General features: G+C 33.1%; 11 protein-coding genes and 1 CRISPR repeat array. Of the genes, 1 reads left to right on the top strand and 10 read right to left on the bottom strand.

Annotated features, from left to right (window positions below; translation table 11 throughout):
* Nucleotides 1-136 precede the first annotated feature (136 nt).
* Entirely contained in the window at nt 137-1,120 is a 984-nt protein-coding gene (gene guaC, locus ACH6CY_RS04210) for a GMP reductase (protein WP_374066015.1), read from the top strand.
* Between the two features lie 114 nt (nt 1,121-1,234).
* Here guaC and ACH6CY_RS04205 read toward each other — a convergent pair whose 3' ends face one another.
* The 10 genes from ACH6CY_RS04205 to ACH6CY_RS04160 all read right to left on the bottom strand — a co-directional run bounded on the left by ACH6CY_RS04205 (nt 1,235) and on the right by ACH6CY_RS04160 (nt 14,447).
* Nucleotides 1,235-3,205, bottom strand: coding sequence for a methyl-accepting chemotaxis protein (locus ACH6CY_RS04205; RefSeq protein ID WP_374066013.1), 1,971 nt, complete (start codon nt 3,203-3,205; stop codon nt 1,235-1,237).
* A gap of 447 nt (nt 3,206-3,652) precedes the next feature.
* Nucleotides 3,653-5,338, bottom strand: a complete 1,686-nt coding sequence (locus ACH6CY_RS04200) for a methyl-accepting chemotaxis protein (protein ID WP_374066066.1) — start codon at nt 5,336-5,338, stop codon at nt 3,653-3,655.
* Nucleotides 5,339-5,812: 474 nt separating this feature from the next.
* Complete coding sequence (gene trpA, locus ACH6CY_RS04195; protein WP_374066012.1) at nt 5,813-6,508, bottom strand: tryptophan synthase subunit alpha; 696 nt, start codon at nt 6,506-6,508, stop codon at nt 5,813-5,815.
* 6 nt (nt 6,509-6,514) lie between these two features.
* A complete protein-coding gene (locus ACH6CY_RS04190) occupies nt 6,515-7,792 on the bottom strand; it encodes a PTS ascorbate transporter subunit IIC (RefSeq protein WP_374066011.1) in 1,278 nt (425 codons plus the stop codon).
* A 139-nt stretch (nt 7,793-7,931) separates the two neighbouring features.
* On the bottom strand, nt 7,932-8,201 hold the full coding sequence (locus ACH6CY_RS04185; RefSeq protein ID WP_374066010.1) for a PTS sugar transporter subunit IIB: 270 nt from the start codon (nt 8,199-8,201) through the stop codon (nt 7,932-7,934).
* Nucleotides 8,202-10,274, bottom strand: a complete 2,073-nt coding sequence (locus tag ACH6CY_RS04180; RefSeq protein ID WP_374066009.1) for a BglG family transcription antiterminator — start codon at nt 10,272-10,274, stop codon at nt 8,202-8,204. It abuts the gene before it with no gap.
* Nucleotides 10,275-11,285: 1,011 nt separating this feature from the next.
* Entirely contained in the window at nt 11,286-11,600 is a 315-nt protein-coding gene (locus tag ACH6CY_RS04175; RefSeq protein WP_374066008.1) for a DMT family transporter, read from the bottom strand.
* Complete coding sequence (locus tag ACH6CY_RS04170) at nt 11,600-11,947, bottom strand: DMT family transporter (RefSeq protein WP_374066007.1); 348 nt, start codon at nt 11,945-11,947, stop codon at nt 11,600-11,602. Before ACH6CY_RS04170 ends, ACH6CY_RS04175 begins: the two co-directional genes overlap by 1 nt.
* Nucleotides 11,948-12,143: 196 nt before the next feature.
* Nucleotides 12,144-12,716 (bottom strand): TetR family transcriptional regulator, encoded by a 573-nt coding sequence (locus tag ACH6CY_RS04165; RefSeq protein WP_374066006.1) that lies wholly within the window; start codon nt 12,714-12,716, stop codon nt 12,144-12,146.
* A 203-nt stretch (nt 12,717-12,919) separates the two neighbouring features.
* Nucleotides 12,920-13,416: a CRISPR direct-repeat array (repeat unit 36 nt; unit sequence GTCTCATTACTACCTAAAAACACAGAGTACTAAAAC).
* Nucleotides 13,417-13,433: 17 nt separating this feature from the next.
* Entirely contained in the window at nt 13,434-14,447 is a 1,014-nt protein-coding gene (locus ACH6CY_RS04160; RefSeq protein ID WP_374066005.1) for a hypothetical protein, read from the bottom strand.
* Nucleotides 14,448-14,450 lie beyond the last annotated feature (3 nt).

Here is a 14,450-nt window from a genome sequence, read left to right as displayed (position 1 = left end):
AAATGCTCAATAAAATATTTTTGGGACAGAAGTTTCGTACCCTTTTTGACAAGAATCAAAAAATAGGTTAAATTATGATAGTACGAACGTTTTTGTTTCCCGACGTTATTATTATTCGTTTTTAGGAGTGTTAATATTGGAAAATGTATTTGATTATGAAGATATACAGTTAATTCCCGCAAAATGTATTGTGAATAGTCGTTCTCAGTGTGATACAAATATCACTTTAGGAAAGCATACTTTTGATCTACCAGTAGTACCAGCTAACATGCAAACTATTATAGATGAAAAAATAGCATTGTTTTTAGCAAAAAATAATTATTTTTATGTTATGCACCGATTCCAACCCGAAAAGCGAATCGATTTTATTAAAGATATGCACGCTCAAAATTTAATCGCATCAATAAGTGTTGGAGTGAAATATGAAGAATATGATTTTATTAAAGAGTTAGCGGATCAGCAATTAATACCTGACTATATAACTATTGATATTGCACACGGTCACTCAACTGCCGTGATTGAAATGATTCAACATATCAAATATTATTTACCGACTACGTTCGTAATAGCTGGTAATGTAGGAACACCGGAAGCAGTTAGAGAACTTGAAAATGCAGGTGCTGATGCAACAAAAGTGGGAATTGGTCCAGGAAAAGTTTGTATTACGAAGATGAAAACCGGATTCGGTACGGGTGGCTGGCAATTAGCGGCATTAAGATGGTGTGCGAAAGCAGCTAGTAAACCTATCATTGCGGACGGAGGTATTCGAACACACGGTGATATTGCCAAATCGATTCGATTTGGCGCATCTATGGTCATGATCGGTTCTTTATTTGCTGGTCATGAAGAATCTCCAGGTGAAACAATCGAAAAAGATGGCAAACTTTATAAAGAATATTTCGGCTCTGCATCTGAGTTTCAAAAAGGTGAGAAAAAGAATGTTGAAGGTAAGAAAATGTATGTTGAACATAAAGGTGCTTTAGCTGATACACTTTCAGAAATGAAGCAAGACTTACAATCTTCTATTTCTTATGCAGGTGGAAATCGTTTAGATGCAATTCGCACAGTTGATTATGTCATTGTCAAAAACTCAATATTTAATGGTGATAAAGTATATTAATTTCCATAAAAAACAAGGCCGAATCAGATCAGGCCTTGTTTTTTAAAATTTGTTTTAAGATCATATCTGTCAATTTTGACACTAATAACAAATGAATCTCCAAAACGAATACAATTAACGAAGGGTGAATTGTTTAACCATTTCATCCAATTGTTTAGAAAGTTCCTCTAATGAATTCGTATTAGTAGTAATACCGCCGATTAAATTACTAATTTGCACAATAGAAGCTGACGTTTCTTCTACCCCAGCTGCCGACTCTTCTGAAACAGATGCAATATGCTCAATCGAAGCATTAATGTTAGCACTATTTTCAGAAATACGCTTGAAGTGATTATTAATTGTCAAAATATTATTATCCATTTCTACAACAGATTGATCAATTTTTTCGAATTCTTTTCCAGTTAATTTAATTTGTTTCGCTCCTTCATCCACCTGATTGTATCCTTTAGTTAGTGAAGTGACAACATTACTTGATTCTGTTTGAATATTACCGACAATATCTGTTATTTCTAGGACCGATTCTGATACTTGTTCAGATAATTTTCTAACTTCCTCAGCAACAACCGCAAATCCTTTGCCTTCTTCTCCCGCGCGAGCCGCTTCTATAGCAGCATTCAAAGCAAGCAAATTGGTTTGTTCTGAAATATCCTGAATCACATTAATTAACGAGGATATTTTCTTAGCTTGCTCGTCTAATAACCCTACTTTTTCTACAGAATCCTTAACCAAGCTGTTAATCATATTCATTTGTGTGACAGACTGATTCATCATTTCATTACTGCTTTTTGCAACCTCCAATACACCGTTGGATGACTGTTGTACCATTGCACCATTTTCCGTAGCTTCAGTAATTCGATTGGATAAATCGTTCATTTGTTCCGCTAAGTTTGCAGCAGCATCTGCTTGTTGGTCAGTACCAGAAGCAAGCTCCTGCATAGTTGATGCTACTTGATTACTACCATCATATATTTCATCACTCGATTGCTTAACTAAAGCAGATTGTTCTTTCACTACTGCAGAAAGGTTTGTAATTTTTTCAAGCATATCTTTTAATTTAGCTTGCGTGCTTATAACAGACCTAGCTAATTGTCCAAATTCGTCTTGTCTATCTTGTCCTTGTAAATGATTTGTTAAGTCACCCTTTGCGATTTGATCCATAACATGCGTTGTTTGTTGAATTGGCTTAGAAAAACCTCTACTTAAAAAGAATGCAATAACTACCACGAGTATTATTGTTATTAAGGAAATTTCTAAAATATAAAATATAATTTCTTTATTCACATTTAGAACATCTGTTGCATCTTGTTTAATCTCCAACAAACCAATTGTTTCTGAGCGTGTTGGATCATATAGAGGCATATAATATTCCATACTCGTATTTGACTCTTGTGACACTTCTTCCCCCACAACAACCTGATCTAATATCGATTGATCTTCTAATATACTACCTACTTCCGCTTGATTAGAAGTGACCAATACTTCTCCATCCGTATTCATAATATTTAGTTGAACACCTTTTAAAGTATCTGTAATCGTTTGAATTACTTGACCACTTAAACCAGTTTGTAACGTCCCTATCACTTCATTATTGTAAACAAGGGGAACGAAAGCACGAACAGATAATCCACTATTTCCAAATTCAAATCCAGAAACCCCTTCATTATCAAGCGCAACTTGAATAGCTGGTATATCACTTTTGTCATCACCAAATTTGTCAGGGTTATGCCCTCTTAGAAAGACCGTTCCGTTCTCATCACCTAATTCAAATATATCTAACTGGTGTTCCGCTTGAAGTCTTGTAAAGATTGGTGCCATAATTTCTATTAGTTGTTCACGATCACGATTTGCAAAAGCTTCTAACATCTCTTCATTTTTTGCGGAAGATTGAGTAATTGATAGTAAATTTTCTGAAGTACGATTCAATTGTTCTGAAATGGTGTCTGTTGAAGCATCTAGATTTTTATGTAAGATGTTTTCGAATCCTTGGTTTGTTTTAAAATAAAGAATCGAACTAATTACAATTAAAGGTATAATAGCTACGAATAATAACGAAAGAAATAGTTTTGCTTTGACTGATTTAAACACTTTTTACACGCCTCTCCTATGTAATAATAACTCATTAAGAATACCATTAGATTTTGACAAAATCTATTGTTTTTCGAAACAACTTCAACTGATTATCTGTGTGCATAATTTAAATAATACGTCAGTAAATGAACCACTGCTTCACCATCTAATCAATGCATCCTTAATTTATCTTAATCCCATATACTTTATAGCCAAATTGCTTGAATTGAGCAAGGGTAGTACAACTACTCTTGTCTAGCAATGTAAATTGGTGCGTTTACTATAGCTTTAAATGCATACCGTGGTGTTCGTCTAAATACAACTTTCTCCTTTTTTCCCTAGTGATCAATTTCACTTCATTCACTATCTGTCACAGTATTAATGAAACGTGATATGATTTTTTAACAAAAAAAGCAGTAACGTTAAACCATTAACGAATACTGCTTCTGATAACTACTTGATTTATCATACCTTAAATCGATGAACTAATTCATTCAATTCTTCGGCTAATTCTGTAAGATGCTCAGAACTATTAGCGACTTCATCCATTGAACCACTTGCTTGTTGTGCAGACGCTGCTGTTTGCTCTATTCCTGCTGCCGCCTCTTCAGATACCGAGGCAATCTCTTCCACTGATTCATTCATCTCTTTTGTGTTTGATGACACTTCTAAGAGGCTTTGAGAAGTAGCGTGGATACTTGTCACCATCTCTGTAACAGAATTGCTGATTTGACTAAATATTTCTTCTGTTGATTTAATTTGGGTAGATCCTTGATCTACCTCATTATAACCTTCTTTTAAAGCATTAGATACAACATTGGATTCAACTTGAATCGATGTGACTATTGTCGTAATATCGTTTACTGATAAGGCAACTTGTTCAGCTAATTTTCTTACTTCGTCTGCAACAACAGCGAAACCTCTACCATGTTCACCAGCTCTTGCAGCTTCAATTGCTGCATTTAACGATAATAAATTAGTTTGATCAGCAATATCTTTTATCACTAAAACAAGTTTAGAAATTTCTTGTGTCTGATTATCTAGCTTTTTCATTTTACTAACTGAATCTTTTACAATATGATTAATTTTTGTCATTTGCTCTGTGGAAGTTTGCATCGATTGGCTACCTTTATCCGTCATCTCTAAAACCTTCTCAGAATGCATTTCAATGTTTTCACCATTTGTATTGACATCTTCCACCTTATTTACAAACAAGCTCATAATATTTGCTAAGTCACTCGTACTATTCGCTTGGGTTTCTGCTCCAGTAGCTAGCTCTTCCATAGTAACTGCTACTTGTTCTGTCCCTAATTTAACTTCATTAGCTGCATTACTTAATTTATCACCTTGAATAGTAACTGTTTCAGATACTGCGTTTATTTTGATTAATAAATCTTTTGTATTACTCGTCATTTCATTAGTAGCTACCATAAGTTGTCCGATTTCATCATTTGATTTAATTTCTATTGCTTCTTGAGTAAAATCGCCATTCGCTATCGTCTTCATTCGTTCCATTACTGTAACAATTGGTCTTGATATAATACTTGCAGTTTTCAGCGCAACAATAGCACCTAACATAATAACGACAATGGTTATCAATGTATCTACCATTAAAGATACTCGACCATAGTCTTGGCTATCTTCTGACATATCGGTTATCATCACTTCTCTTTTTGAAGCTAACGCTTTAAAGCCGTCTATTAATTCCTCTTCGAGTGGTTTTATCTCTGTCCGCATAATACTCATTGCCTGTTCCTTGTTACCTGCATCATATTCATCAAAGACGTTACTAAGCATTTCACCCCACATTACTTTCTTATCTATTAAAGCTTTTACCTCTTTTGAGCTGTTTAATTTCATCACTTCATTCTCAAGCGCTATGCTTTCATCCGTATGACTATCAAATTCCTTTCTATACTCCACATCATCATAAAGCAAGTAACCACGCACTAATGATGTTCTTTCTGCCATATCCAATGCAATCTTATTAGCAAGAATCAAAACTGGTTGTTGTTCTTCAACCACTTCAGAAGTATTTTGATTTAATGACCTGATTGCTAGATAGTTATAGATTCCTAAAATAATAACCAAAACCATCACTAATGAAAAACCAAAAAGTATTTTCTTTCTTATACTATTAAGCTGAAACATTTCCGTCAATTTTTACACCTTCTACCTTCTTCTTATTAATATATATATGGCACCAAAAATATATATACATTTTTTAAAAAGGTATGGTTATTCTTGGTGTTATTTTTAAGGTCATTTATAATATCGGCAAACACTTGCTTTTTTTAAATAAAATACACTTCTTTTTACCTAGTACATTTTACCATATCGTGAAACAAGGAAAACATTAGATTTAACTGTTCAAGTCATTTATCTCAATTCCATGTTTAGTAGCCTTTATTCACACACTTAATGGAGGATGTTACTTTGTTTTTTGATAAAATCTTACATTACATAACCTTTAAGTGGGTATTGTGGCATAAATAAATTTGTTTATACATATTTTATCCAAAAACAGAAATAAAGACTATGGAATTAGAATTGAGACTAACTATATAAAATCAATAGTTAGTCTCAAAAATCATGTAGAGTAAATTTAATTAAGTCTAGTTTTTTTCACACAACACTTTTTAATCTTTTTATATAGGAGGCAACCTGTTCCATTGTTTCATTCTTAAGAATTTTCACAAAATAAGAACCGATAATTGCTCCATCTGCACCATTATGATAAACACTAGCAACATCTTGTTCATCTTTGATTCCAAATCCCACGAAAACAGGGATATTACTATACTTTCTAATTCGTTTAATTGTTTGAATGTAATTGGTCGGCACTTGGTCAAAACTTCCTGTCTTACCTGCACCACTCATACAATAGGCAAATAAGCGATTATTCATTAATTGTTTTTCCAATAACTGATCTGTCATCGTTTCATTATATAACTGAATGGGCATTGGATAATTTTCTAACGTAATATCTTGATCTACGCATAATATACCATCAACTAGCTCACTATCTATTGATAATAGATTATATTTATCCAATCCTTCCTTATAGGTCATAAGGACGACTTTAAATGTATACTTTGATTTAATCGTCACAAGTATTTGGTTTAAATACGATTGATTAAACCCTTGGTCCAATACTTGTTGATGACTATCTTTAATAACCGTTCCATCCATATGAGGATCTGCCACCGGTATGCCTAGTTCCAGAACATCCACTTTGTATGATTCCATTATATCTAAAACTTCAAAAAATCGATCTTCGTTTGGATAACAACACGGTAAATAGAGAGCAAGTTGTTTCATAAATCATTACCCTCCAATCAACTTAAGTAGCATACCTAGCAACGGACCATATAGAGCATAATCTGTTTCACTAAGAATACGCATGATAGAAGCATAAGAGCCGATCTGTGGGAGCAGTAATGCTTGTCCAATAATAAGAATTAAACCATTTGCAAATGACCCGATTAATGCACCTCTTATTCCACCAGTAGAGTTACCAAATATCGCTGTTACAGCACCTGTGAAAAATGTAGGAATTAATGCTGGAAAAACTGCGATTGGGTAGTTAAATAAACCTAAAATAAACATTCCAACAAACCCTGCAACTAAACTAGTTAAGAAACCAACAATTACTGATGTTGGGTAGTTCGGGAACAATAGGGGTACATCTAAACCTGGCTTGGCATTCGGAATAAGTTTATCAGCAATTCCATGGAAAGCTGGAATAATTTCAGCCAACAACATCCTTACTCCAGATAGTATAATTGTAATCCATAAACCAAATTGCAAACCATTAAGTAAAGAGAATGTAACAATATCTCTTCCTCCACTAATATGTTCAGCTACCCAAGCAGGATTGGAAATAAGTGATACAATAAAGAATAATAGCGTCATAATAACCGTAAGGGCAATTGTCATTTCACGCAAGAAATTCAAGCTTTTTGGTATTTTAATATCTTCTAAATCTTTTTTCTTATTACCAAGCAAACCTCCAAGTTTTGCGGCAATCCACACACCACTGGAGCTTGAGTGACCCAAAGTAAAACCTTCTCCACCTTTTATATTCTTCATTAAAGGTGCGACATACGAACAGGTAAATGTTAAATAAAAACCTAATATAATAGAACCTGTTAATACAAGTGGAATAAATCCCATGTTTGTACCAAATTTAAGTAAAGCGGCAATTAATCCTGCATAGAAGAAAGATACGTGTGCAGATAAATGTACATACTTAAATGGTGTTATTCTTGCAAATAAAATATGAATGATAAATCCTAAAGCAAAAATCAAAGCCATTTCTGTACCGATTTCGACAAAACTCTCCATTTGTGCTTGTTCAAGTGTAGGTATATCTGCATTTAAGTTAAACACCTTACTGAGCATCGGTTGTAATGGGAGTAATGAAACTCCTAGTGATTGCGCACCGGTATTAATGAGCAAAAAACCAATCATTGTTTTAATTGTCGACGAAACTAATGAGTCAAAGCTTTTTCGCTGTATTAACAAACCAATTAAAACAACAGCTCCAATTACAAATACTGCCTGACTAAATATATTATTAATGAGATACATAAGAAAATCCATTAGCTGCTCTCTCCTTTTTTATTGCATTGCAATAGTAATTGATCAAAGTCATAGATAAGTAAAATGGTTATAAACATAAAATTTCTTGTCCCATAATCTATAGTTAACATCATGGGACATTATTTAGTTAAAAGCACATTTAATTAATTACTTTCAATAATTCTGTTCTTAACAATTCTTTATCCATCATATTATCTATTCTTACAACCTTAGCTTTTGAGTTTCTTAAAATGTCTGCAAAATCAGATGTAGTAATGACAATATCATATTCGTCAGCACTAACAGACCCAATATCAGATGCATCTACAGTTGCTTCTACGCCTTCATTTGATAAAATTTGTTGCGCAAATACTTTAAGCATCATGCTACTTCCTACACCGGCACCACAAACTGTCACTATTTTATACATTTACTTATCCCCCTTAAAAATTCGCATTATATCTTTTGCTGTTTTTGCATTTAGTATTTCTTCCAATTTATCTTCTTGATTTAGAACACCTACTAATTCTGACAAAGCAGTTAGGTGTGTTTCATGATCAATTGCACATAACCCAATTACAATTTTCACCGGATCATTCGTACGATGTCCAAATACAATTGGTTCTTTTAATGTAACAATACTAAAGCCAATATCTTTCGCACCATATTCTGGTCTTGCATGTGGCATCGCTATACCTGGTGCAATAACAATATACGTACCGTTTTCTTTTACATTATCAAGCATTGCTTGAATATATTTTTCTTCAATAAGATCATTTTTCAGAAGTAACTCGCCACTTAGCTTGACTGCACTATCTCTGTCATTCACTTCTGCTTGTGTCTCTATTAAATTTTCATTTAAAACTTCAATTAACACAGGATGTGATCTCCTCTCCGTATTTGGTAACTCTGTTTTTTCATTTTGAAAATATTGTTGTAATTTTTCCGAAAGTGCTTTGGAATCATGAATGGTACAATAAGGCTCAATCATTTTCAAAATGTCAAACACAAGCAACTCTTGCCCCTCAAACTTTTCTAATAACAAAGTTAGCTTCTGGATATCTTCTTTAGATAAAACAGGGTTAACATTGACTACTTGTACTCCGTCCAATGTCAATGGGACGGTTGTGATAATTAAATCAATCATTTCTTCTTTGACAATTTCTGAAGCCTGTCTAGCTGGAAATGCCCCAAGTACTCTTATTCGAAATAAGTTTTTTAATTGTGTCGCCAACATTTGCGATGTACTCATTCCGGTATCGCACACAATAATAACAACTGGCTTTCTTCGCGTTCTCTTTTTTTGTCTTTCTAACGCAGCCGTAACATACATGGTAATAAAAGATGCCTCATCTTCATTAAAACCAACACCTAATTGTGCTTCAATTATAGGAATTGTTCGCATGACATGATGATGAACATAATGATAATTCTCCTTTATTGCATCCAATACTGGATTATCAATTGATGTCCCATTACTAAGTCGGTAAAGTGCAGGTCTTAGATGAGCCATCAATCCATTGAATAACTGTTCATCCTCTATAAATGAAACATGGAAGATCGATTCAAGTTCTTCTATAAATGTCCGGGTCACCATTTGTAATGGAAGCCACTGTTCGTTTATATTTCCATACTGATTCGTATCCTGCAAACTACTACTAACTAACTGAGAAGCAAAATACATCACTTCATTCTCTGGAAATTCAATTCTAAATACATGATCAATTTCTTTTTTGATTATACATGCTACCTCATATTCGCGTGTTTCTAGAACCCGATCTGAGATTGCATCCCTTCCTAGCATTCGTTGCTGTTTCACTCGAGTGATCGCTAAACCAAGATGAAGAATAACTTTAAAATAAGAATGGTCTGAAATAATAATTTGCAATTTACTTTCTGCCATCCTAACTATACGTACAAGGTGATTAATCTCTTGAATGGAAAGAAATTCATTTAAAATAGATTGCTCCGTGTTCGTCATGTGTATGCGATTTCTTTTTTCTTCTCGAAAAACAGCAAGCAATGCCTTTCTAATTGGTAATTCCGTCCCTTCAACTCTTAAGCCTTTATAAGGATAGGACACTAGCGATAATTCATGATCTTGAAACCACCGTTTCCAGTGCTTCATATCACTGATAACTGTATTTCTTGATACTTTAAGAAAGTTTGAGATTTGATCAATTGTTACATAGCTCTGTTGAATCAACAAATAATGTAAGGCAGAGTATTTTCTTTCTTCTGGTGTATGAAAACTAAATTCCTCTTGATCAAGAAGGATTTTTATCTGTTGTAACTCTTTTTGTGTAAGTTGTAACGATACACCTTTTCCTTTTTGTCGTTGCAACATAGGAAGATAATGTTTATTTAAGAAATCATCTACTTCCATTAAATCATTATAAATCGTACGTTGACTAACAGAGAAATGCTTCGTCAATTCTTTTATAGTAAAAAACAGGTCATTCTCTGTTAATAGTAAAACAAGATCTCGCGCGCGATTGTTCATCTATCTCCACCTCACTTTTATTATATGTAATCGTATCTTTTACCACCAAGACCAAATGCTTGCATGTTATCTTGCAATCACTTGGTTGCAAATTGCAAAAACACACTGCAACTAATTGATTAATTTCATAAAAAAAGAAAGGCTCACCATTTAATGTGGGCCTTTCTGCAAAAATAATCATAGAATAACGCACTTTATTTATCATATCATTTCCTCTGTAAACATCCAGTAGCAATATTTCTTTATTATATTTACATCACAACAAAAACCCCTTCATATACCTAGGATTAATAGAACCAGTTTCCTGCTATATAAAGGGATAAAATAAAACAGCTATATTTTTCAATCTTATTGTATCTTCGCTAATGCTTATAGCCATTCGCAATATGATAGACAAGCTTTAAGTTTATACTCGTTTTAATAATTAAAGAAATATCCAACAAGGTTAAAGTACGCTTCTATTTTTATATTTGTGACAAAGTAGACGTCAATAGCCTGTATCACTTTGGCACTTACATATCACTTCCCTTCAGTATAATCAGTAATGAATTGAAAGAAACATGATAGTAAGTCGACTATATTATTTTCATTAAATCCATCAGAAAATGTTATACAACTAGCATCGACAAGTATTTACTTCGATGTAGCTTTTATATTTAGCAACTAGTTGTAAATTTTACATAATAATCTTTAAAAGATGAATCAAAATCGATTTATCCATACTATTTTAATAATATGTAAAAGTGATTATTTAGAAATAAATCGTTTCATGCCTTTCAAAAATCCATTATATCTTCTTAATACGTTTATATTTTCTGATATAAATTGCTCTTTTTATTCAAATGACAAAAAGAGCAATTATTTCATTTATATTATGGCCTTCTCATCCATCAGGTATTTCATGAGTCGAGCTTAGCAAAACATTTAAAAAACTATTTTCACGATATTATAGAGTTACTAAGTCTCTCTGAAAATAATATGACCTAGCAATTTACTTGATATCCACACTTATTAGGATAGTGCTTTAAGTCCGACAACACCGATAATAATCAGTATTAAGCTAAAAACACGAAATTTATTCGTCGATTCACCGAAGAAAATCATATTCATTAATACAGCCCCAGCAGTACCAATTCCCATAAACACGGAGTAAGCAACACTTACAAGTAAATAGGAGAAAGAAACATAAAGAAGGGCAAAGGACGCTCCCAGTCCTCCAAGATACAACATTCCATTTGCAAACGTCTTATTTTGACTATATAATCTCAAGCCTAAAACACCTAAAATCTCAAATGCAGACGCACATGCTATTAAAAACCAACCCATTAAGAATGCACCTCCTGTTTTTCTGATGGATTTGGTCCATCAAATAGTTTCAATCCAACTACACCTATGACAAGAAGAATCATAAAGAAAATCTTCCCCATGCTTAAACTGCCATCAAATAAATATATATCCATCAAAGCTGTTCCTACTGTTCCAGCAGCTGCGAAAATAGCATATACAGTTCCAGTTGGAATGCCTTCGCATGCTTTGGATAAAAAGTGTAGATCTAATAAAATAGCACTAATAATTAACACCCAATGCCACCAAGTAGAAGCTGTGTTAAAACCATAAATCCAAATTAATTCAAATACACTTGTTAAAATAACGTAAATCCACGATTTATTCATTTTTATAACCATTCCTTTCACTTTGCTTAAGACATAAAGCTTTATAAAACATCATTGTGTTGAGCAATTGTTTATTATTTAAGATTTATTTTCCCACCTTCTCGGTGACTGATCGTCAGTCATTAATGTGAAGAAGAAAAACTTGGTTTGCGCCAAGTCATTTACGTACACGTTTTTTCTTACTTCAATTCCACAACTATTTGCACAATCCATGTTTCACAAATTCCAATACTTCTCTCTTTTTCTGATTCGCTTTTTCTTCATCCTGTTTATCAAACAAATAGGATTGTTCAGCCGCTGCTTCAATTAATCCGATCAGTAATTTAGCTGTTGCCTCTACATCTATAAGTTCACGCAGAATAGAAGCAGCTTTCGATTGATTTAAAAATTCCTGCATCCAAGCGTAATAAGGTTCATAAATTTTTTCCCACTCACTTAAATATTGGCTTGATGCTAATCCAGCAAACATAAGCGCATAAATTTCCCGATAGTCATTTGTTATTTTAAAGGCAACATGAACTACCTGTTCCAATTGATTAATAAATGGCTCACCGTGATTTACTTCTTCTTCCATAGCTTCAACAATTTTCTTTACCATCACTTCAGCAATAGAGGGCATCACTGCTAACTTAGACGGAAAGTATAGATAAAAAGTTCCTTGGGCAACGCCAGCACCTTTAACAATATCGGATACCTTCGTTTTTTCGATTCCTTTTTCTCGAAAAACGTCGATAGCTGATTGTACAATCTTTTGTTTCTTATTATCCATCTCCTCACCTCAATATATGATTTGACTGACTATCAGTCATTTTATAATGATTAAAGACTTTTGTCAAGAAAATAAAAATGTCCTTCCTCTTACGCTTATTAACTAAGATAAAAATGTTACAACAAATAGAGTAAAGAGCACTTTTAAAAATTATTTAGTAACGTGTTGACATACCATATAACATTTTCATGACAACGTATTGAGTCTCATCACTACCTAAAAGCACAGGGTACTAAAACGCAATCAAACACTATTTAAAATCTAAGAACGTCTCATTACTACCTAAAAACACAGAGTACTAAAACTGGTTCTAATGGACGGAAACCTTGATGTGGTCTCATTACTACCTAAAAACACAGAGTACTAAAACTATAACTTCCGTATTCATGCCATACTTGTTGTCTCATTACTACCTAAAAACACAGAGTACTAAAACGCGAAGATAAGGAACTAGCAGACAAATGTAGTCTCATTACTACCTAAAAACACAGAGTACTAAAACCAATCAATTCCGCGAAAAATTGATTACTACGTCTCATTACTACCTAAAAACACAGAGTACTAAAACAAAAAAACTCCAGTCCCACACGCCATTTAAGTCTCATTACTACCTAAAAACACAGAGTACTAAAACGTGCAGTAACGTTGATGGAACAACACGAGCGTCTCATTACTACCTAAAAACACAGAGTACTAAAACACCTAATGAAAATGCTATCACATTTTTTCATAAATATCCATAATATATCTGTACACTGGTAAATCAATGGACTCCACTTCTAAATCAAAAACATATGAAAACTTTAATTTTTTCATAATAGAAGCAAAAACATACAAATCTAATGAATTAAACAAAATGACATCAGCATCTGTATAGTTTGAAACAGTTGGATGAAGCTCAAAAACATCAATATATCTATATATGATCCGCATGATACTAGATTTTATCTCTACATAATCATAATCTATGGGGCAGTCCCATTCAAGATTAGCAATAAACTCCTCATTAAACACTTGAACATGATTAACAAAGTAATTTAGCCCTTCATAATTCTCAGCAATGAATATTTTCGACTTAGTTAAAACAAATACAGGAATTCTTTTACTAAAATTATTAAGTAATTGTCGCATCTCCCTCTGTTCTTTCGGGCTTAAGTAAGTTTCCGGATAAAAGTAAACAACAAATGTTGGCTTACTATAATTATTAATGATGAAATTTCTCAAAATAGGTAGTAGCGTCTTATTCTGATGTATGATTTGATTAGTCTCGTTCTCGATCGTAATACCAATATCAACCTCCATCATCTTAATCATTGAATCGTAAGTAAATAATTTAGGACGTATTGGTAATTCTGTGTTCGCTTGGTTAATTAAATCTTCTAATAACGAATTAATTGTGTTAATATAGCCATCAATTTCTGGGTTACTTAACAAATTCTTTTTTACTTGCGCTTTTAATAATGATTTTGCACCGAGTTTCATCTCTTCTCTTAAAATATCATTTGAAAGCTCAATTGCAGCAAAACGTTGATGATTTATTGCTTCATATTCATCATTTTTATCTAGAATAGATATAGCATCTTTGTTTTTACTTCTCACTTGAAAATATTCGATTAATGGCTCGATTAATGCGCGTTCATCTGTAGTGTAGTTAACAAATAAAGAACTGTAATTAGCTAGATTAACTTCATATTCTCTCCTATCTTCACGAATTAACCAACTATTTTGCAAATA

Origin of the sequence: Paraliobacillus sp. JSM ZJ581 (genome assembly GCF_044383835.1) — a bacterium.
Lineage (GTDB): Bacteria > Bacillota > Bacilli > Bacillales > Amphibacillaceae > Paraliobacillus.
The sequence above is the reverse complement of the archived record's forward strand: the minus strand, read 5'-3'. Positions and strand labels throughout refer to the sequence as shown.